The organism is Kitasatospora sp. NPDC101155, from assembly GCF_044768305.1.
Taxonomy (GTDB): Bacteria; Actinomycetota; Actinomycetes; order Streptomycetales; family Streptomycetaceae; genus Kitasatospora.
In genome coordinates, this window is record NZ_JBIWPN010000015.1 from 124,812 (window position 1) to 144,650 (window position 19,839).

Consider the following 19,839-nt stretch of genomic DNA (forward strand, 5'->3'; position numbering starts at 1 on the left):
GTCAGAGCAAGGGTCAGACCCGCTGGCAGCGTCACCACGTTCATCATCACTGTCAGAGCTTGTACATCGTGGCGTAGGGCTGGGTGATGCGTTCGCGTCGTGATCCGAAGTCGACGAGGACCGCGATGTCGCTGTCTCCTTCGACCTCGATGGCCCGGCCGAGGCCGTACGTGTCGTGGGTGACGCGGTCGCCGACGGCGAAGTGCTTGCGTGGCGCTTCGATCCGGGCCTTGAAGGGGCTGGTGGGCAGGGCGCGGCGGACTGCTACAGATCTTGTCATTCCCCGCAGTATGCGCCGAAAATCGCGGGAGCGGGTCTCTCCGGTGCACTTGATTTCTGAGCCGCGGCAGGATTTTTTGCGTACGCCGTCTGCAATGATCACGGATGGCGCCGGTGGGCGCGCTGTGTGGCCGGTACGGCCGGGGCAGGTCCTTGGCGCCCGCGGGGCCCGCCCATCCGAGCAGGGTGGGTCGCGGGCGTCGAGAGGGTGGACCTGCCAGCTCAACCGGGCTGTCTTTCATGCGTGTTGACGGTCATGTCGCCTCGCGCCCTGCGGACTCCGGGACGGGGTCCCGCAGAACCGGGGGTGGAATGTCCGCCCGTGGCGGGCCCGGGCCTGCTAGAGTCGTCCTAGTTGCAGTAGTGGTTCCCATGAACTTTGTGTGCGCCTGCTGATGTTTCGCAGGCGCCTTTTTGTTTCCCGGCTCTTCCCCGGGTGGGTGCTCATCGCGGCGACTCGAAGTCCGCACTGTGCGGGTTTCGGACAGCCCCTTGAAGGAGATTTCTTTATGGCTAATGGCACTGTGAAGTGGTTCAACGCGGAAAAGGGCTTCGGCTTCATCGAGCAGGAGGGTGGCGGTCCTGACGTGTTCGCCCACTACTCGAACATCAACGCCAACGGCTTCCGTGAGCTGCTCGAGGGCCAGAAGGTCGAGTTCGACGTCACGCAGGGCCAGAAGGGCCCGCAGGCCGAGAACATTCGTCCGCTGTAGTTTCTGCCACGGCACCCGCCTGGTAGCGAGGGGCCCGCACCGCGTACATGATGTCCGGTGCGGGCCCCTCGGCATTGCGCCACACCGCATACCCCGGCCGTTCAGGCCCCCTGGCTCCGCCACCGGCGGTCATCCCCACGCGAGACGCTCGACGCCGCGTGCGGATCGGCGCCCTGCCGTGACACCCACGGTTCGAGGATCTTCGCTCCCGCCCTTCGCGGTGAGCGCGGGCCTGAGGTGACGTGCCGCACGGTTTCACCGTCCACGCCCCGCCCTCTCCATACTTTCGGCCCGTTCCTCGCGATCTCCTGCCGGCGCCCCGCGCTGCGGAGCCGCCTCGCGACGTGCCGCCCCAGGAAGGTTTCCCATGAACCGCTCCAGTCGCTCCCCGTACCGGAACACCAACTCCCGCTCCTCGGCCTCCGCCCGCTCCGGCAGCTCCTACGGATCCCGTTCCGGCGGCAGCTCCTTCTACGGCGACCGGCCTTCCGGCGGCCGCAACTCCCGTCAGGGCTCCTCCTTGCAGGGCGAGTTCGCGATGCCGGTGAGCACCACCCCGGCGCTGCCGGCCGTCGAAGCGTTCGACGAGCTGGACATGCCGAAGGCGCTGCTGTCGGTGCTGACCCGGCAGGGCGTCACCGCGCCATTCCCGATCCAGGCCGCCACGCTGCCGAACTCGCTGGCCGGCCGTGACATCCTCGGGCGAGGCCGCACCGGCTCCGGCAAGACCATCGCGTTCGGCCTCGCCGTGCTGGCCCGCATCGTCGGCCGGCGCGCGGAGCCGCGCCGTCCGCTGGCCCTCGTGCTGGTTCCCACCCGCGAGCTCGCGCAGCAGGTCACCGACGCCCTCACCCCGTTCGCCCACGCGGTGCGGCTGCGCATGGCGGCCGTGGTCGGCGGGATGTCGATCGGACGCCAGGCCCACGCCCTGAACCAGGGGGTCGAGGTCGTGGTCGCCACCCCCGGTCGCCTCAAGGACCTGGTCCAGCGCGGTGACTGCCAGCTGGACGGGGTCGGCATCACGGTCCTCGACGAGGCCGACCAGATGGCCGACATGGGCTTCCTGCCGCAGGTCACCGAGCTCCTCGACCAGGTCGCCGAGGGCGGCCAGACGATGCTGTTCTCCGCCACCCTGGACCGCAACGTCGACCGCCTGGTCCGGCGGTTCCTGAAGGATCCGGTCACCCACTCGGTGGACCCGTCCGCAGGCGCGGTCAGCACGATGGAGCACCACGTGCTGCACGTGCAGAACTACGACAAGGCCGCCACGATCGCCCACATCGCCTCCCGCGACGGCAGGGTGATCATGTTCATCGACACCAAGCACGGCGCGGACCGCCTGGTGGAGGACCTCCTCGCGAACGGGGTGAAGGCCGCGGCCTTGCACGGCGGCAAGTCCCAGCCGCAGCGCACCCGCACCCTGGAGCAGTTCCGCACCGGTCAGGTGACCGCGTTGATCGCGACCAACGTCGCCGCCCGGGGCATCCACGTCGACGGCCTCGACCTGGTCGTCAACCTCGACCCGCCGAGCGACCACAAGGACTACCTCCACCGCGGCGGGCGCACCGCCCGCGCCGGCGAGTCCGGAACCGTCGTCACCCTGGTGCTGCCCAACCAGCGCCGCGCGATGGCCCGCATGATGACCACGGCCGCCATCACCCCCGTCACCACCCGCGTCAGCGCCGGCGACGATGACCTGGCCCGCATCACCGGCGCCCGCGTGCCCACCGGCATTCCCACCGTGATCGCCGCCCCCGTCGTCGAGCGGCCGCGCCGCAGCGCGTCCACGAGCCGGGGCCGCCGCGGCCGCCCCGCCCACGCGGGAGTCGACACCCGCGCAACCGCCACGGGCCGCGACAACAAGGGCTCCTCCGGCCGCCGCCGGGCACCGCGCCGCGTCGCCCTCGCCGCTTAGCACGTACGTGGGGCCGGGACTGCCGCCGCAGTTCCGGCCCCACCACTCACCAAGCGAACAGCATTCTCGGCCCCCTCCGGCGCACCCGCCGGCCGTCCCGCCGTCAGCGTTCTGCCTACCGTCGGTCCCGGCGGTGGATACGCGAAGGAGTCTGCCCATGACCATCACCCTCGAACGTACCGAGACCGCCGCCACGGCCGGCGACCTCATGAAATGCCCTGAGCTGCAGGTCAGCGACGACGTCATGGTCGACATGGCGATGGACATCCTGCAGAGCTCCGGCGCCGGCCACCTCCTGGTCCGCGACGACGACGGCCGCTGTGCGGGGCTGCTGACGCGCCTGCACCTCGCGCCGTTCCAGGCCCGCTCCTGGTACACCGAGCGGACCCCGGTGCGCGACATCGTCCTCGACCGTGCCCCGTTCGCCACCGCTGACATGCCCGCAGACGCGGCGGCCGCCGCCATGCGCGCCCGAGGCCTGGCCGTGTGGCCGGTGGTGGACCATGACGGCCACGCCATCGGCCTGCTCAGCTTCTAGGACCGTCCCGTCGGTGCCGACGGGCCATCGCCCGCTCCGCTCGCAGCATCCCTCACAGTTGCTTTCGGCTCCGTGTCCCGCCGGGGGAGGCCCTCCGGGCGGTGGATGCGCAGGTTGGTGCGGCCTTACACGACCCTGGAATCCCGCTGCCGGAACCGGCTTCCGCAGGGGTGAAACTCACACGCAGCACCCGGTCGACGCCGAGCGGTGCAGCAGGGCCCCGACCGGTGGGGCGGGTACCGGGCGGCCGGGGCGGTGGAGAACGGTCGGCCTGTGCACCGGAACGGAGTCTCGTCTCCGGGGCGGCCTGCGGTGCGCGGCTGTCGCCCACCGCGGGCCGGTCTCGCTGCCCTGGTGGGCGGGTCAGGTGTCGGCGGCCGGTTCCTGGCCCTGCTGGGAGGAGCGCAGTTGCTCGTTGATGCGCAGGGCTTCTTCGAGTTGGTCTTCGAGGATGATGATGCGGCAGGCGGCGTCGATGGCGGTGCCCTGGTCGACGAGGTCGCGGGCGCGCATCGCGATCCGTAGCTGGTAGCGGGAGTAGCGGCGGTGTCCGCCCTCCGAGCGCAACGGTGTGATGAGGCCCTGCTCGCCGAGGGAGCGTAGGAAGCCGGGGGTGGTGCCGGTCATCTCGGCGGCGCGGCCCATGGTGTAGGCGGGGTAGTCGTCGTCGTCGAGGGAGTCGGGGGTATGCGGTCGGATGGTTGCCGTGGTCACTGCACCTCTTCTTGTTGTGTCGGTGGACGCGCTGAGGGGCCCCGGGGCCGTTGCGGCTCCCGGGGCCCCGAAGGGTTTTACACCATCTGCCGGCCCTGTGGCCGGCTTCCTTGTGTCCGCCTCGCCCCCGGGGAGGGGGCGTGCGGGGATCGCGTATGCGTGACCGGAAACCACCGTCCTTGCCTTGGGGGGTCTTCGGAATCCGCCCGGGTGATGCTTCACGGGCCGGGCGATCCTGATGGCGCTCTGTCCCCTCCGTTCATCCTCTGGACTGACCGATTACTGTGAACTGCGGGTACTTCCAACTTCCGGGTACTGCGAACTGCTCGGAACTGCTGGTACTGCGAACTGCGTGGTAGTGCCAACTATCCGGTACTGCGGTGGCGGCCCTTGCGGTCCGCCGGTTCCGGCAGCCAGCCCCGTTGCCCGTCCTGCTCAACCGCTCGGTCTGGAACCCCACTGCCGGACTCCCAGCACGCGCGCCGGCAGCCTGGCGCCTTCACTGGGATATCGCGTACTGCGACTGCCGGTACTGCCTGACTCAACTTCACCTGCTGGTAATGCACTTACCGAACTGCGGTACCGCTCGGTGGTGGCCCCTGATGCCTGCGGGCCACCTGGCCCGGCCACCGGCCCTGTCGCCTACTGCACCATCCCTGGCTTCAGGACCCTGCAACCGTTCCGACCTGCGAACTTCTGTCCTGCTACCCGCCAGTTCATGTCTGGCGGGTACCGCTTGACCTCGTCTACGAGAGAAACACTAACCACGGCGCACGGCAATGTCTACTCCAGCGGGCATAGATTTTTCGATGCCGGCCGGGGAGGTATTCTGCGCCCCGCACAGGGCGGGGCGGTCGGCCGCCGCAGCCGCGCCAGGACGGAGGACGCCGCGCCAGGCGGCCAGGAGGACGAGTGAGCAGGAGGCGAGCGGTGGAAGTGCCGCAGACCGCGCGGCAGGTGCGCACCCCCGACCCGCATACCCAGGCGTCGCTGGCGGCGGCCATCGCCGAAGCCGTCCGCGACCGGGACGAGCGGGTCCTACGTCGGCTGCTGGCCCGCTTCGCCGAGCAGGCCGCCATTACGGACCTGCCCGCCCTGCGCGATGCCATCGACACCACCGGGCAGCACGGTGACCGCCCGCCGGGGGCCCGATAGGCCGAGCCGGTCCGCCGCGGTCCCGCGGAGAGGCCGAGGTCATGGACAGGGGGCGTTTGTGGTCGGGGCGGGGCACGTCGGGGTCGACGCCGAGGGGCAGGCCGGGGTCGACGTGCAGGTAGCGGGTGGTGCCGTCGGGGCCGATCAGGAGCGGTGGCGGGTGTCCTGCGTTGCTCCAGTGGAGTGTCCAGCCTTTTTCGATGGGTTCGACGCGGGCGAGGCAGGTGGTGGTGATCGGGTTGTCGGTGATCGCCTGGAGGGTGCGGTCGAGCTGTGTCAGGACGGCGCTGGGCGGGGTGCGGCGGTCGTAGAGGAGGGCGCGCAGCATGTTGCGGGTCTGGGCCAAGTGCTCGACGAGGTAACCGTTGCCGTGCAACTCCATGACCAGTCGTGCGAAGCCGAGCCGTACCGAAGTCGGATCAACCGGGGCCGCCGGGACGACCTGTCCGTTGCGGTGCGGCCAGTACGGGCGAGGCTTCGTGAACTGGCGGATCTCCTTCGCCCGGTCGATCAGCTCACGAAACCATGTCCGCTGCGTGAGTACCAGGGCCTTGACGGCTTCGACGGATGCCTCGCCGGCACCCGACTGCCACTCACCCCACGGACCCCGCCCCGATAGCCTCGGTACCCCGGAGACCCACCGCCAGGGTCAGTTCAAGGACCCGGTGCGGTGATGCGAGATCCGGAAACAGCTCCCGCAGCTGCGACATCCGGTACCGGACTGTCTGAGGATGGACGAACAACGCCGCTGCCACCTCGTCCCGCCTGCCCTGGTGCAGCAGCCACGCCCGCAACGTCTCCTCCAGCCGCCGTGCGGTCGCGACAGGCAAGGTCCGCAACGGTGCGAGGGCTCGCGCACGCAGGTCTGCGAACGCGTCCACGTCGGCGCTCAGCACCAGCTCGGGCAGGTGGTCCTCGGTGTCGCGGATGTCAGAAGAGAGGGAGCGCGCGCGTACGGCTCGCGCGTACGAGGCGGACGCACGAGTCCATGGCCGTGCCGGGCCGGCCACGGCGGTGCGGTCGGTCAGCTGCCGCAGGAGGTGTGGTCGGTCGGCGTCGGGGACGAGCAGTACACCGGTGGCGTCCGGCTGATCGTCGAGGACGAGGGTGTTCGGGTCGAGCGTGCGGTAGGCAGGCCGGGCCTGGGCGGCGGGCAGCAGGACCGCGGTCAGCGAGACCGGGGGCTGCCACCCGGCCCGTTGGGCGGAGGCCAGCAGTACGTCGGGGCTCGCACCGGCGAGGAGGTCGCGGGCCAGGTGTTCCAGGTGGCGCTCGTGGGCCCTGCCTCGGGCGGCCAGTTCGTCGGCATGGCCCGCGGCGCTCGCGGCGGAGAGCTCGTCGATGTAGGCGAAGGTCAGCTCGGCGAACTTGGCGACCTCGGCGGCGGGCAGACCTGCGGGTACGGCGCCCGCTGCCAGGCATCGCCAGGCCACGCGGGCGCCGACGCGGTAGGCGCTGAGCAGGGCGTCCATCGAACGGCCGTCGCGCACCTCGCCGCGGCCCAGCTCGTAGGCCGCGTCACCGGCGTCGCCACCCGTGGCGTTCCCGCTCGCGAGGTCCAGGTAGTGCCCCAGGGCGGTGCGGACGGCTCGGCGGATGGTGCCGCCCATGCGGCCCGAAAGGGCGTTGGCGTAGGGAGGGACCTCGTCGATGATCGCCTCGACGACCTCGTCGGCGGTGGCCGTCAGCGCGGCCCGAAGCGCGGTGACCGTCGTCTCATCCAGGACCAGCTCGCTGGCCCTCCGGATTGCATGGCTCACGTTTTTGTTCCCTGCGAACAATTCAGCCGACCAGATTTACGTCCTACGGTCAGGACTTTACGCCCTGAGACGCAGCAAGCTGGAGTCATGACGAGTGCAGCCCTCCGCCGCAGGGCGTGGAAACTGCTGGAGATGGTCACGACGCCGCTGCTGCCGTCGGACTATCTCGACCTGGTCAGCCCGCTGCGTGCGGGCGCCGACCTTCGTGGGCGCATCGAGGCCGTGCACCCCGAGACGGGTGACGCCGCGACCATCGTGATCAGGCCGGGACGGGGCTGGCGCGGCCACACGGCCGGTCAGTACGTGCGGATCGGGGTCGACGTCGACGGAAGGCGCCTGTGGCGTGCCTACTCCATCACCTCGCCGACAAACCGCCGGGACGGCCGCATCACGATCACCGTGAAGGCGATCCCGGACGGCAAGGTCAGCAACCACCTCGTCCACGGGGCGACACCGGGCACGCTGATCCAGCTCGACCAGCCGACCGGTGACTTCGTGCTGCCGCAGACCACGCCCGCAAAGGTGCTCTACCTGACGGCCGGCAGCGGCATCACGCCCGTGATGGGGATGCTGCGCGACACCGAGTTCGACGACGTCGTCATGGTCCACTGCGCGCCACAGTCGCCAGACGTGATCTTCCGAGACGAACTGCACGGCCTGGTCGCGGACGAGAAGCTGCGCCTCACCGAGGTGCACACCAAGACGGACGGCAGGCTCGACATCGCCCGTCTCGGCGAACTCGTGCCCGACTGGGCCGAGCGCGAGACCTGGGCCTGCGGGCCCGCGGGCCTGCTCGACGCCGCAGAGGAGCACTGGACCGGGCACGGCGTCCGAGAGCGCCTGCACACCGAACGCTTCCGCCCCCGCATCGTCGACGTCGACGGCGACGGCGGCGAGGTCACGTTCAGCACCACCGGAAAGACCGTCGGCGCGGACGGCGCCACGCCGTTGCTGGACATCGGCGAGGAGGCCGGCGTGCTCATGCCCTCCGGGTGCCGCATGGGCATCTGCTTCGGCTGCGTCACGCCGCTCAAGGCGGGCGCCGTCCGCGACCTGCGCACCGGCGAGATCACCGAGGCCGAGCCGGGCGTCCTCATCCAGACCTGCGTGTCCGCCGCGGCTGGCCCCTGCGACATCGAACGGTAGAAGCACCTTGACCGCCATCGACCCCACCGCCCACCTGACCGCGGAGCAGATCGAGGAGCTCGGCCGCGAGCTCGACGCGATCCGCGACGAGGTGATCGCCAACCGCGGCGAGAAAGACGCCGCCTACATCCGTAAGGTCATCTCGGCGCAGCGCAAGCTCGAGCTGGCCAGCAGGGGCGTGCTGCTGTTCTCGATCTTCCCGCCCGCGTGGCTGCTCGGCACCGCCGGCCTGTCCGTGGCGAAGATCATGGACAACATGGAGATCGGCCACAACGTCCTGCACGGCCAGTGGGACTGGATGCGGGACCCGAAGATCCACTCCACCACCTGGGAGTGGGATCACGTCTCGCCGTCCGAGCAGTGGAAGCACTCGCACAACGAGCTGCACCACACGTACACCAACGTGATCGGCAAGGACAACGACCTCGGCTACGGCATCATGCGCGTCGACGAGGACCAGAAGTGGCACCCGATCCACCTCGGCCAGCCGCTGTGGAACTTCATCAACGCCTGCTTCTTCGAGTACGGCATCGCAGCGTACGACCTGGAACTCGGCAAGAACCTGCACAAGCACCGCCGCAAGAACCCGGAGTTCCGCGCGCGGGCCAAGGCCGTGGGCCGCAAGATCCGCAAGCAGGTGCTCAAGGACTACGTGATCCACCCGCTGCTGTCGGGCCCGTCGTTCCTCACCACGCTCGCCGCCACCTTCACCGCGAACCTGGTCCGCAACATCTGGTCCCACTCGGTGATCATGTGCGGGCACTTCCCCGAGGGCGTACAGGTCTTCGAGCGCCAGTCGATCGAGGGCGAGACACGCGGCCAGTGGTACCTGCGCCAGATGATGGGCTCGGCGAACATCAGCGGCAGCAGGGCCATGCACTTCATGACCGGCAACCTGTCGCACCAGATCGAACACCACCTGTTCCCGGACCTGCCGAGCAACCGGTACGCCGAGGTCGCGGTGAAGGTGCGCGCGCTGTTCGAAAAGTACGAGCTGGAGTACGTCACCGGGCCGCTGCCCAAGCAGGTGTTCTCCGCGTGGCACAAGGTCTTCCGGCTCTCGCTGCCGAACAAGAAGCCCAAGGCCACGACGCCGAACCGCAAGCAGGAGCCCGTCGCGGCCTGATGCCCGGTATCGGTTCGGATCCTTCGGCCGTACCGGCGGGCGGCACCGCCGGGTTCGGCGAAATCCGTTGTGGCGCGCGGGCGACCGCGACATCAGACCGTACGGCACGGGATCCGGGCAGCCCGGTGTCGCCGGGGGAATGCGGAACTTCGCCGTCGATCACCTCCCGGTTGTCGACGGAGTGGTCACGGTCCCGAGCGGCGGCGGGGAAGCGTTCGTCGATGCGGACGACATCTCGGCGATCGCGGCTGAAACGCTGCCGGACCCCGAAACCCACGCCGACGCGATCGGCTTCGTGGGGCACCCCGACACCGGGTATCTGCACGAGTGCCGGGAGCAGGCCTGCGCGACACGCCCGCTCCGCCGCCCCCGCAGTGGGCATCCGCACGGTCAAGCGCAGCGGCCAGGGCGACGACGGCGAGCTGGTTGCCTCGCGCATTCGCTAAGTGACAAGCACCCGCCCAGCCGCGTGCGTGGTGACGCCACCGAATGAGCCGACAGATCCCAAACAGGACAGTCGAGACGTCAGTCAGTCGATGCGTCAGACCCACCAGCAAACGTCACCACGAACATCATCACTGTCAGTCGTTGAAGGCGGTGGCCACGGCATCTCCGAGCTGATTCAGGACGTCCCGTGAGAGCTGTACCGACCCGGTGAACGAGAAGAAGGCGTGGGTGGCGCCCTTGATGGGGAGGTGCGTGACCGGCACGTCGGCGTCGGCGAGCTTCTGCGCGTACCGGTCACCCTGGTCCCGCAGCGGATCGTGTTCGGCGGTGACGATGACGGCGGGAGGAAGCCCGGCGAGCTCGTCGGAGCGCGCCGGCGAGACGCGCGGGTCGGCGCCTTCGTCGGGCGTGTTGAGGTAGAGGCCCCAGAACCATTCGAGCCAGCTGCGGCTCAGCAGCGGTCCGGCCATGTTCTCGTACATGGAGGGGCTGTCGTCGAACCGGTCGACAGCCGGGTAGGCCAGGACCTGCAGTGCTATGTGAGGTCCCCCGCGCCGCTGCGCTTCCTGCGCGAGGGCCGCGGCGAGGTTGCCGCCGGCGCTCTCGCCGAACACCGCGATGCTCTGCCCGTCGCCGCCGAAGCTTCCGGCGTTGGCCGCGACCCACGTCAGGGCGGCGTAGGCGTCTTCGATTCCCGCCGGGAAGCGGTGTTCGGGCGCGAGCCGGTAGTCGACGGAGACCACGATCGTGCCGGAGCGGTTGGCCACGATGCGGGCGATGTGGTCCTGGCTGTCCAGGTCTCCGAGGACCCATCCGCCACCGTGGAAGAAGACCGTCACGGGTCGCGGTCCGGGGCGCGGGCGGGTGGAGGGGGAGGGGACGTAGATGCGGATGGGGACCTCGAGGCCTTCGGCGGCGGCCACGGCGTCGTGCACGCTGCCGACGGGCTCGACGTCGCCCGCGAGGGTGGAGAAGCTGCTCACGAGGTCGCGGTTCTCCGCGACCGTTCGACTCTCCGGTGCCGGTTCGCCTCCTTCGGCCAACTTCTCGAGCAGGGCATCGATCTGGGGGTCGAGGGACATGATGAGGACCTTCCTGGAGCCGGCGAAACGACACGGATTGGAATGACTGGTACAGGCTCCACAAGAAGTGGAGCAGCGGCTGCGTGAGGGGTGCGGGTCAGCGGGCGATCGAGATCGCGAAGGGCGCGAATCCGCTGGACCGGATGACGTGCGGGACGAAGAGGATCGCGGCCTCCGTGGCGCGGGCGGTCTGGATCCCGCCGAGGTCGGTGATCCACTCCTTGCGCCAGCCGAGGTCGGTGAGCAGTTCACCAACGGCCTGCTTGGCCTGCGGGTCGTCGCCGGAGAGGAAGGCGGTCGGTGTCTGGGTGAGGGCGGTCGGCGCGGTCATCACCGGGAAGAGCATGGTGTTGAGTGTCTTGACGACGCGGGTTTCGGCGAGCGCTTCCTGGAGTCGCTCGGCGAGGCTTGAGCCGGGGTAGATCAGGTCGGCGGGCAGCCCGTCCGGCCCGTCGGCGGTGGCGTTGGAGACGTCGACGAGGATCTTGTCGCGCAGTTCCCCGCGCAGGGCGGCGAGCCGCTCCAGCGAGCCGGCTCCCGGGGTGGCGTTGATGACGATCCGGGCGCTTCGGGCGGCGTCGGCGGCGGCGCCCGGCGCGCGGTCCGCCACGGTCACCTCATGCCCGGCCCGGGTGAGGGCTGTGGCCAGGCTGCCGCCGACGCGGCCGTTTCCGAGAACTGCGATCGTGGTCATGACGGTGTGGTCCTTTTCGTGGGTGTGGGTTGGGGTGGCTGGTCAGCGTGAGAGCGTGGCGAGGGCCTGGGTGTGGATGCCGGGCGCGGCGGCCAGGAAGCTCTCGCTCTGCGGGGTCCAGGGGCGGCCCTGGGCGTCGGAGATCCGTCCGCCGGCCTCGGTGACGAGCAGCGCGCCGGGCAGCAGGTCCGCGCGGGCGCCGGCGAACTGCCAGAAGGCGTCGATGCGGCCGGCGGCCACGTTGGTCAGGTGCAGGGTTGCGGGCACGGCGGTGCGGACCACGAGCGCGTCGAAGAGCATCGCGGTGATCGAGGAGCCGACGCGCCGTACGACCTTCTCGTCCTCGTCGGGGCGGGCCTGGCTGGTGGCCACGATGCTCAGGGCGAGGTCCGCGGTCCGGGAGACGTGCAGCGGTCGGCCGTCGAGGTGGGCGCCCGCGCCGGTGAGCGCGGTGTAGGTCTCGCCGGTCAGCGGCAGGTGGACTGCGGTGAGGACCGGCTGGTTGTCCCGCACGAGGGTGGCGGTCACCGCCCATTCCGGCAGGGCGTGCAGGTGGTTGACGTTGCCTTCGGCCGGATCCACCACCCACCATTCGCCGGGCGGTAGTGCTCCGCCGTCCAGCTCGTCCTCCACCCACCCGGCGTTCGGGCGCAGGCGCGTGAGGCGGGGGCGCAGGATGGCGAGGGCCGTGTCGTCGTTGACGGCGAGCGCGCGCATCAGCTCTTCGCGGCTCTGGTAGCGGACCACCTCGCCGAAGCGCTCGCGAAGCGCGGAGCCGGCCGCGCGGACGGCGATCGCGGTCTGGTCGAGCAGGTCGGCGTCGGAGGCGGCTGCGTCACCGGTCTGAAGTGTTTCGGACATGGTGAACTCCCTTTTGCGTAGGTGGTGGTGAGGCCGTTTCGGCTGAGCCGTGCGCTCTGTTCGGCGCTCTGGTCTCGAAGGTATCCAGCCCACTGATTAACTTCAAATGCATGTAAAGCACGGATAGGATTACTCGCATGCAATTGGATTTGAACCTGCTGGCCGCGCTCGACGCGCTGCTGGAGGAGGGCAGTGTGGCCGGGGCGGCCGCGCGCCTGCATGTCACCGCCCCCGCGATGAGTCGCAGCCTGGGCCGGATCCGTCGCACGACCGGGGACCAGATCCTGGTGCGCACCGGCCGCACGATGACCCCGACGCCGTACGCGATCGCCGTCCGGGAACGGGTGCACGAGCTGCTTCACCAGGTCCAGGGGGTGCTGGCGCCGAGCCGTGCACTCGATCTGGCTACGCTGGAGCGCACCTTCACACTCCGCTGGCACGACTCCCTGGTCGCCCTGAGCGGCCCCGTACTGCTCTCGGCCGTGCGTGACGAGGCGCCGGGCGTGCGATTGCGCTTCGTTGCGGAATCGGGCATCGACACCCCCGAGTTGCGGCGCGGCGAGGTGGACCTGGAGGCGAACGCCAGCCGCCCGAGCGCACCGGACATCCGTGCCGAGAACGTGGGAGAGACCCGTCTGGTCATCGTCGTGAGGCAGGGGCACCCCCTGACCCGTGTCAGGCCCGTCACCGCCAAGCGGTACGCCGTCGCTGAGCACGTCACCGTCTCGCGACGTGGGAACCTCGGCAATGCCCTCGACGACGCCCTCGCGCGGCTGGGCCTCACCCGCCGCGTGGTGGCGACCGCGCCAACCGAAGCGGCCGCGCTGGAGTTCGCGCGCGGCTCCGATCTCGTGATCTGCGTCCCCGAAGCCACCACGCGCTCCGCGGTCACCGATCCCGGCCTGGTCGTGCTCCCCCTCCCGCTCGAAATCGAACTGCCCTCGGCGCCGGTATACCTGTCCTGGCATCAGCGCTACGACACCGACCCAGCCCACGCCTGGCTGCGCGACCTGGCGCGAACCGCGCTGGCCACGGGCACAGCGCCGTCGTAACCGGCGCCGTCCGGCCGTCCCACCCATACGTGCAAGCAACCACCTCGATGCCGCACGGCCGACCGCTGTGCGGACCCGCATCAGATCGCCGGCCCCATGGCCCCCGTGCTGCGCGGGCCGTGGGGGCCAGAGCAACGCCTGCGCCTCACGATCGCGGATCTGTTTGCCCTACTCACTCGGTCGGTCAGATAGCAAGTCGGTTCAGGGGGGCCGTGGCGGGAACGAGGTGGTCGAGCCCTTGCGCACTGCCCGTCGCGGCCTCGGTCGAGCGTGGCAGCATGATGCTCTCGTAGGCGCGGACGGCGTCGTCGACGCTGGACTCGCTGACCAGTGCGTGGGCGAGGTCGGCGCCGTCGAGCATGGCGAGGTTGGCGCCCAGCCCGACCGGGGGCATCAGGTGCGCGGCATCGCCGAGCAGCGTGACGCCGGGAACGTGTTCCCAGGTGTGCGGGGCGGGCAGGACGAACAGGGACCGGTTGATGAAGCCGTGGTCGCTGTGGCGCAGGATGTAGCGCAGGCTCTCGTCCCAGTCGTCGAACATCCTCAGCAGGTGCGTCCGCACGGCCCGCCGGTCGCCGAGGTCGATACCGGCGGCCTCGTGCCAGTCCTTGGGCACGCGGAGCGCGATGTAGGCGCGGATGTGGCCGTTGCTGTTGCGCTGGGCGACCAAGGACCTCCCGGCGCCCTTCGCCAGCATCGATCCGTTGCCGACCAGCCGCGCGAGGTCGGGATGGCGGGTGTCGCAGTGGTCGAATCCGGTCTCGACGAAGGTGACACCGGTGTAGCCGGGGACGGCGGGCGACAGGGCCGGGCGGACGCGTGACCAGGCGCCGTCGGCACCGACCACCAGGTCGAAGTCCTCGGCGGTGCCGTCACCGAAGCGCAGCCTGCAGGTGCCGTCCGCCAGTGGGGTGGCCCCGCTGACGGCGCGGTCCCACCGCACCGTGTCCTCGGTGAGCGAGTCCAGGAGCAGGCCGCGCAGTTGGCCCCGGTCGATCTCCGGCCGGCCGCCGTCGGCGGTTGGACCCTGCTGCGCGAGGAGGGCGGCCGTGGCGAAGTCGAGCACGCGCCACTCGTCTCCTTCGGGGCGGGCGAGGGCGTGGAATCGGTCGAGGAGCCCCGCCGCGCCCAGGGCGGCCTGGCCGGTGTCGGCGTGCATGTCGAGGGTGCCGCCCTGCGGGCGGGCGTCGGCGGAGGCCTCGCGTTCGAAGACGGTGACGGAGCGGCCGTGTCGCTGGAGGACTCGGGCGCAGGTGAGGCCGCCGAGGCCGGCGCCGACGATCGCGATGCGGGGATCACGAGCAGAGTTCACGGGAGTGTCCCTTCGCAGGTGGGTGAGCCGCCGGGAGGCCCGGCATCACCAAGAAAGCACACTCGCTAAATAAGTGCAATGACTACACTTTCAGAGTGGATGCACTTTGGGTTATGGTGGTCGAGTGACCGAAGCGATGGGGCGCCGCGAGCGCAAGAAGGCTCAGACCCGCCAGGCCCTGGCCGACGCCGCACTCGAGCTCTTCCTCGAGCGCGGCTACGACCAGGTCGGCGTCAAGGACGTCGCCGACTTCGCCGACGTCTCGGTGACCACCCTGTTCAAACACTTCTCCGGCAAGGAAGCCCTGGTCTTCGATCAGGACGACGATCTGGAAGCAGCACTTGTCGCCGCCGTGCGCGAGCGCCCCCCGGGCCAGTCGATCCCGCAGGCGTTGCGCGAGCACCTCCTGCTGAAGCAGACCCAGTTCGCCGTCCATGCCGCGGACCCGCGGTTCGCCGACTTCACGCGCATGGTGCAGGAGACCCCTGCCCTGCGCGACTACGCCCACCGCATGTGGACGCGCCACGAAGCCGCCCTGGCCAGGGCCATCGCCCAGGCGGTAGGTGCCCCCGAGGACGACGTCAGCTGCGCCGCCCTGGCCCGATTCGCCCTGGAGGCCCGCGGCCTCATCCAGCGGCACGCCGAACCACGCCGAGCCGCCGACGAGGCCTTCGCACTGCTCGAACACGGCTGGGCCGCCTCCTACCCGACCAACTGACCGGGCTGCCAGGCGACCCGACCTGCGCGGAGGCGGTGCGCGTGCTCAGGACCCGACTGCGCGGTGTCACCCGGCTTGCGGTCCGGAGGAAGTGCATTGCACTGTCTCGCGGCTGCCGGGCAAGTGTCTGGCCGACCTCGTCGTTCCCAGAGGACGGCGCGTTGCGCACGTCTTTCATTCCCAGCGGCCAGCCTCAGGGAGCGTCGCGGGAGCTACGGGACTTCGTGGCAGGGGGAGGCCCCGGCCGAAGCAGGCTCGGCTGGGGCGGCTTGCCACGGCAGGGGTGGAGATCGATCGGTGCTCAGTGGATTCCCGGGCAGTGGGCGCTGTCGCGGGTGCCGGCCTGGAGTGTGGCGAGGGTGGTCAGGGCCGCGTCGATGGCGCGTTGGGGGAGGTTCGCGCTGTGCGCGAGGAAGGCGACCCAGTCGGGGAGTAGGGCCTTGACGGTCGTGGTCACCTCGTCCTCGAGCCAGTCGTTGATCAGTTCGACCTGGTGTTGGAGCCGGTGCGGGGACACGGCGAGGTAGGTGTCGGGGAGCATGCCGCCGAGCCACTCGCCGACCAGGGCAGCGGCGGCGTTCTGCTCGACCGTGCCGAGGGGGTCTCCCTCGCGGAGCTGCACCAGGTAGGCGGTGAACTGGGCGGTCAGCGGCTGCGGGTCGTAGTCGTGGTAGAGGGAGAGCTCGCCGGGCATGGAGCGGCCGGTGCGGTTGAGGGCTGCGGCGAGGTCGTGCACGCGGCGCATGGAACGGAGCCATTCATCCCAGACCGCCCGGGGCTCGTCGCCCCGGATGAGATCCTCGGACAGATCGGCCGCGGCACGGCACGCTGGCGACGGGGCGGCGCTGGTAGGGCTGTTGGCGGGGCAGCCGGTGGCCGAGGTTCTGCAGCAGGCGGGCGATGCGGTCGGCGACGCGGTAACGGCGCAGGTACCGGGGCGGTGGCACTGGCCGCGCGGTGCACAGCCGGGCTCCGTGATCGGGGCTGGGAAGGGGACGCGGAGCCGGCGCAGCAGCTCGAGGCCGTGCGGGGCAGTTGGGCGTAGATGTTGGCCGTGGCGGAAGGAGGCACACCATGCCGATGACCGGAGGTCCCTGGTCCGCGGGCCGACAGGCACTGATATCGGCGCGGGCCGCCGCCGGACGCCGGGCGCGGCTCGTCAACTGCCAGCCCAGATCGCCGTGAGTGCGTGCGTGACCTGCGGTCTTTCGCCGGTCGCCGCGAAGGGGCGTGGGGCGGGCACTGTCACGTTCAAACGGGCATCTGCCAGAATCGACCGGTCGGTGGCCGGAGGCGGAGGAGGCTCGCGTGGGCGGGGACGAGGTGCGCTCGCGGATTCCGCAGCTGCGGTTGGACGAGCTGCTGGAGGAGCTGCAGGCCCGGATCGACGCCGCTCGCGGCACCCGGGACCGGGTGCACAGCCTGCTGGAGGCGGTGCTGTCGGTGGGCCGGGAGCTGGATCTGACGCAGGTGCTGCGGCGGATCGTGGAGGCTGCCGCGGTGCTGGTCGACGCCCGGTATGCGGCGCTGGGGGTGATCGGGCCGGACGGCGAGTCGCTCTCGCAGTTCCTGACCGTGGGCTTGGGCGAGGAGGAGATTGCCCGGATCGGGCCCTACCCGACTGGCAAGGGAATCCTCGGCGAGCTGATCCGCCATCCCGAGGCGTTGCGGCTGGAGGACCTGTCCGCGCATCCGTCCTCGTACGGCTGCCCGGCGCACCACCCGGTGATGCGGACCTTCCTCGGGGTGCCGGTGCGGGTGCGGGAGGAGGTCTTCGGCAACCTCTACCTGACCGACAAGCGCAACGGGGAGCAGTTCGACGCCGACGACGAGTCGGTGATCGCGACGTTGGCGGTGGCGGCCGGGGTGGCGATCGACAATGCGCGGCTGTTCGAGGAGGCGCAGAGCCAGCAGCGGTGGCTGAGCGCGAGCGCGGAGATCACCCGGGGCCTGCTGTCGGGGGCCACCCGCGGCGAGGTGATGGAGCTGATCGCGCGGCGGGCGCTGGAGATCACCGGTGCCGAACTGGTCGACCTGTCCGTGCGCGAGGACGACGGCGACGGGCTGCGCGTCGAATTGGCCCTGGGCGGCGACCCGTCCGCCCGGTCGGGGATCCACCTGCCGCTGACCGGCACGCTCTCCGGGGAGGCGTTCAGCCTCGGGTCCCCGGTGACGACCCTGGACCTGGCGCAGGACCCCCGGCTGACCGGCGGGCCGCGCCGGTTCTCCGGCCAGGGGCCGGCAGTGGCCGTGCCGCTCGGCCGGGCGGACGGACAGGCCGACGGGGTGCTGCTGCTGGCCCGGCCGACCGGGGAGCGGGCCTTCACTGAGCGGGAGATCGGCCCGCTGCTCGGATTCGCCGATCAGGCCGCGCTGGCACTGGAGCTGGCGGACCGGCGCCGGGACGCCGAACAACTGGCGATGCTGGAAGACCGCGATCGGATCGCCCGTGACCTACACGACCTGGCCATCCAGAGGCTGTTCGCGACCGGTATGACGTTGCAGAGCGCGGCGCGGTTCATCGAGCACCCCGGGGCCTCGGACCGGGTGTTGCGGGCGGTCGGGGATCTGGACGAGACGATCAAGATCATCCGTTCGACGATCTTCGGCCTACGAGCGCGCGAGGACTCGGTGGCCCACGGGTTGCGGTCCCGGGTGGTGCGGGTGGTGGAGGAGGCGCAGGCCGCCCTGGGATTCGCACCACGGCTGAGCATGGAGGGCCTGCTCGACACGGACGTTCCGGGACAGGTGGCCGATCACGTGGTGGCGGTGCTGGGCGAGGCGCTGAGCAACGCCGCCCGGCACGCGAAGGCCGGCCGGGTCGAGGTCGCGTTGCGGGCCACCGGAGCCAGGGTGCTGCTGATCGTGCAGGACGACGGCGTCGGCATCCCGGAGCAGGGACGACGCAGCGGGCTGCGCAACCTGGCGGAGCGCGCTGAGAGCCTGGGCGGCGCGCTGGAGGTATCCAGTCCGCCGGAGGGCGGGGCCCGGCTCGTCTGGGCGGTGCCCCTGGAGGGCTGATCGTGGCGGGGCGTGGAAGGTGCGCGCCGCTGTCAGGGCTGCGGGGCAAGGGCGGCAGGCAGGAGGCAGCCGGTTACCCACTCGGGGCGGATCCGGATGGTCACCTGTCCGTCGAGCGCCGGCGCGATGGGATCGGCCGCGGAGCCTTCGCCGCCGGCCTCGGCGGTGCCGAGCACCGTGACGCTCCAGCCGCTGCCGTCGGCCGCGCTGATCTCGTCGGCCTGGAAGGCGACGAGTGCCCCCGCGACCGCGCGCAGGAATTCGGAACCGGCGGCGGCCCGCAGCAGCACGCTGCCGTCGTCGTCGAGGCGGTAGCGGGTCGGCAGGACAGCCGGCAGGGCGCCCACGGTGTAGACGACACGCCCGACTGGTGCTCCGGCCAGCAGGCGCAGGCAGTGCCGCTCCTCGAGCGGCGCGATGTCAGGTGTCATGGCATCGATGGTCGTCCCCGGCCGACATGTGCGGGAGAGGCCGTTGGTCCCCCGGCCGGTGGCCGGGTGGTCCGTCTGCCGGTGACAGGTGTCAGTGGACGCGCCGGCCGGACGCCTGGTCGTGGGCGGCCAGGGTCTGGGTGGCGATGACGGCGGCTTGGACGCGGCGCTCCACGCCGAGCTTGGCCAGCAGCCGGGAGATGTGGTTCTTGACGGTCTTCTCGGCGAGGTAGAGGCGCTGGCCGATCTGGCGGTTGGTCAGTCCCTCGCCGATCAGCGCGAGGATCTCGCGCTCGCGGTCGGTGAGTTGCGGGAGGTCGGAGGCCCGCGGGGTGGTGTCGCCGCGAAGGCGGGCCATCAGACGGGTGGTGGCGCCGGGGTCGAGCATGGATTGCCCGGTGGCGACCGTGCGCACCGCGGAGACCAGGTCGGTGCCGCTGATCTGCTTCAGCACGTATCCCGAGGCGCCGGCCATGATCGAGTCGAGCAGCGCCTCCTCGTCGTCGAAGGAGGTGAGGATGAGGCAGGCCAGCTCGGGCATGCGGGAGCGCAGCTCGCGGCAGACGGTCACGCCGTCGCCGTCCGGCAGCCGCATGTCGAGGATCGCCACGTCGGGACGGAGCGCCGGGATCCGCGCGAGTGCCTGCTCGACGGTTGCGGCCTCGCCGATGACGGTCAGGTCGGGTTCGGCGTCCAGCAGGTCGTGCACGCCTCGACGGACCACCTCGTGGTCGTCGAGCAGGAACACCTTCACCGCGTCGGAGCCGCTTGCCCGGTCCGCCGTGCTGTCCGCCATCAACTTCTCCGTACCTGCCTGGACCCGCCACGGGAGCGGGGCGAGTGGGACCGTTGGGCAGTGTGACGCCCGATCCGGC

General features: G+C 70.7%; 20 protein-coding genes and 1 pseudogene. 10 read left to right on the forward strand and 11 right to left on the reverse strand.

Going from position 1 to position 19,839, the window contains the following annotated elements; translation table 11 throughout:
* Positions 1–52: 52 nt before the first annotated feature.
* Positions 53–280 (reverse strand): hypothetical protein, encoded by a 228-nt coding sequence (locus tag ACIRYZ_RS23685; protein WP_402947206.1) that lies wholly within the window; start codon positions 278–280, stop codon positions 53–55.
* A 508-nt stretch (positions 281–788) separates the two neighbouring features.
* On the opposite strand from ACIRYZ_RS23685, the gene ACIRYZ_RS23690 reads away from it, so the two are divergent.
* From ACIRYZ_RS23690 to ACIRYZ_RS23700, 3 genes are all read left to right on the forward strand, one after another.
* Positions 789–992, forward strand: coding sequence for a cold-shock protein (locus tag ACIRYZ_RS23690; protein WP_030918248.1), 204 nt, complete (start codon positions 789–791; stop codon positions 990–992).
* A gap of 367 nt (positions 993–1,359) precedes the next feature.
* Positions 1,360–2,907, forward strand: a complete 1,548-nt coding sequence (locus ACIRYZ_RS23695; protein WP_402947208.1) for a DEAD/DEAH box helicase — start codon at positions 1,360–1,362, stop codon at positions 2,905–2,907.
* Between the two features lie 157 nt (positions 2,908–3,064).
* Entirely contained in the window at positions 3,065–3,445 is a 381-nt protein-coding gene (locus ACIRYZ_RS23700) for a CBS domain-containing protein (protein ID WP_402947211.1), read from the forward strand.
* 363 nt (positions 3,446–3,808) lie between these two features.
* Here ACIRYZ_RS23700 and ACIRYZ_RS23705 read toward each other — a convergent pair whose 3' ends face one another.
* The gene (locus ACIRYZ_RS23705) at positions 3,809–4,090 is read right to left on the reverse strand and encodes a MerR family transcriptional regulator (RefSeq protein WP_402947426.1); all 282 of its coding nucleotides are present in this window, start codon (positions 4,088–4,090) and stop codon (positions 3,809–3,811) included.
* 999 nt (positions 4,091–5,089) lie between these two features.
* Between ACIRYZ_RS23705 and ACIRYZ_RS23710 the strand changes: the two genes are divergently transcribed.
* Positions 5,090–5,314, forward strand: coding sequence for a hypothetical protein (locus ACIRYZ_RS23710; protein WP_402947213.1), 225 nt, complete (start codon positions 5,090–5,092; stop codon positions 5,312–5,314).
* A gap of 46 nt (positions 5,315–5,360) precedes the next feature.
* On the opposite strand, the pseudogene ACIRYZ_RS23715 reads toward ACIRYZ_RS23710, so the two are convergent.
* Together ACIRYZ_RS23715 and ACIRYZ_RS23720 are read right to left on the reverse strand one after the other, a co-directional pair.
* Positions 5,361–5,660 (reverse strand): annotated as a pseudogene (locus ACIRYZ_RS23715) (PP2C family protein-serine/threonine phosphatase); the annotation flags it as partial.
* A 247-nt stretch (positions 5,661–5,907) separates the two neighbouring features.
* Positions 5,908–7,074 (reverse strand): PucR family transcriptional regulator, encoded by a 1,167-nt coding sequence (locus ACIRYZ_RS23720; protein WP_402947216.1) that lies wholly within the window; start codon positions 7,072–7,074, stop codon positions 5,908–5,910.
* 87 nt (positions 7,075–7,161) lie between these two features.
* On the opposite strand from ACIRYZ_RS23720, the gene ACIRYZ_RS23725 reads away from it, so the two are divergent.
* From ACIRYZ_RS23725 to ACIRYZ_RS23735, 3 genes are all read left to right on the forward strand, one after another.
* Positions 7,162–8,220 carry a ferredoxin reductase gene (locus ACIRYZ_RS23725; protein WP_402947219.1) on the forward strand — a complete coding sequence of 353 codons (1,059 nt, stop codon included), beginning with the start codon at positions 7,162–7,164 and terminating at the stop codon, positions 8,218–8,220.
* Positions 8,221–8,227: 7 nt separating this feature from the next.
* Positions 8,228–9,346: a fatty acid desaturase family protein gene (locus ACIRYZ_RS23730; protein WP_402947222.1), complete on the forward strand. Its 1,119-nt coding sequence runs from the start codon at positions 8,228–8,230 to the stop codon at positions 9,344–9,346.
* Positions 9,347–9,485: 139 nt separating this feature from the next.
* Entirely contained in the window at positions 9,486–9,839 is a 354-nt protein-coding gene (locus ACIRYZ_RS23735; RefSeq protein ID WP_402947225.1) for a hypothetical protein, read from the forward strand.
* A gap of 88 nt (positions 9,840–9,927) precedes the next feature.
* Here the strand turns inward: ACIRYZ_RS23735 and ACIRYZ_RS23740 are convergent, their stop codons facing one another.
* From ACIRYZ_RS23740 to ACIRYZ_RS23750, 3 genes are all read right to left on the reverse strand, one after another.
* Complete coding sequence (locus ACIRYZ_RS23740; RefSeq protein ID WP_402947228.1) at positions 9,928–10,875, reverse strand: alpha/beta hydrolase; 948 nt, start codon at positions 10,873–10,875, stop codon at positions 9,928–9,930.
* Between the two features lie 97 nt (positions 10,876–10,972).
* Positions 10,973–11,569, reverse strand: a complete 597-nt coding sequence (locus tag ACIRYZ_RS23745) for an NADPH-dependent F420 reductase (RefSeq protein WP_402947231.1) — start codon at positions 11,567–11,569, stop codon at positions 10,973–10,975.
* Positions 11,570–11,611: 42 nt separating this feature from the next.
* Positions 11,612–12,430: a 3'(2'),5'-bisphosphate nucleotidase CysQ gene (locus ACIRYZ_RS23750; protein WP_402947234.1), complete on the reverse strand. Its 819-nt coding sequence runs from the start codon at positions 12,428–12,430 to the stop codon at positions 11,612–11,614.
* A gap of 137 nt (positions 12,431–12,567) precedes the next feature.
* Here ACIRYZ_RS23750 and ACIRYZ_RS23755 point away from each other — a divergent pair, with 137 nt between their 5' ends.
* Positions 12,568–13,482, forward strand: a complete 915-nt coding sequence (locus ACIRYZ_RS23755; protein ID WP_402947236.1) for a LysR family transcriptional regulator — start codon at positions 12,568–12,570, stop codon at positions 13,480–13,482.
* A 184-nt stretch (positions 13,483–13,666) separates the two neighbouring features.
* On the opposite strand, the gene ACIRYZ_RS23760 is transcribed toward ACIRYZ_RS23755, so the two are convergent.
* A complete protein-coding gene (locus ACIRYZ_RS23760) occupies positions 13,667–14,794 on the reverse strand; it encodes an FAD-dependent oxidoreductase (protein WP_402947239.1) in 1,128 nt (375 codons plus the stop codon).
* Positions 14,795–14,930: 136 nt separating this feature from the next.
* On the opposite strand from ACIRYZ_RS23760, the gene ACIRYZ_RS23765 reads away from it, so the two are divergent.
* Positions 14,931–15,512 carry a TetR/AcrR family transcriptional regulator gene (locus ACIRYZ_RS23765; RefSeq protein ID WP_402947429.1) on the forward strand — a complete coding sequence of 194 codons (582 nt, stop codon included), beginning with the start codon at positions 14,931–14,933 and terminating at the stop codon, positions 15,510–15,512.
* 301 nt (positions 15,513–15,813) lie between these two features.
* Here ACIRYZ_RS23765 and ACIRYZ_RS23770 read toward each other — a convergent pair whose 3' ends face one another.
* Positions 15,814–16,248 carry a hypothetical protein gene (locus ACIRYZ_RS23770; RefSeq protein WP_402947242.1) on the reverse strand — a complete coding sequence of 145 codons (435 nt, stop codon included), beginning with the start codon at positions 16,246–16,248 and terminating at the stop codon, positions 15,814–15,816.
* A 572-nt stretch (positions 16,249–16,820) separates the two neighbouring features.
* On the opposite strand from ACIRYZ_RS23770, the gene ACIRYZ_RS23775 reads away from it, so the two are divergent.
* On the forward strand, positions 16,821–18,533 hold the full coding sequence (locus ACIRYZ_RS23775) for a GAF domain-containing protein (RefSeq protein WP_402947244.1): 1,713 nt from the start codon (positions 16,821–16,823) through the stop codon (positions 18,531–18,533).
* A gap of 32 nt (positions 18,534–18,565) precedes the next feature.
* On the opposite strand, the gene ACIRYZ_RS23780 is transcribed toward ACIRYZ_RS23775, so the two are convergent.
* Together ACIRYZ_RS23780 and ACIRYZ_RS23785 are read right to left on the reverse strand one after the other, a co-directional pair.
* A complete protein-coding gene (locus ACIRYZ_RS23780) occupies positions 18,566–18,964 on the reverse strand; it encodes a pyridoxamine 5'-phosphate oxidase family protein (RefSeq protein WP_402947246.1) in 399 nt (132 codons plus the stop codon).
* A gap of 91 nt (positions 18,965–19,055) precedes the next feature.
* Positions 19,056–19,760: a response regulator gene (locus tag ACIRYZ_RS23785; protein WP_402947249.1), complete on the reverse strand. Its 705-nt coding sequence runs from the start codon at positions 19,758–19,760 to the stop codon at positions 19,056–19,058.
* Positions 19,761–19,839: the final 79 nt, after the last annotated feature.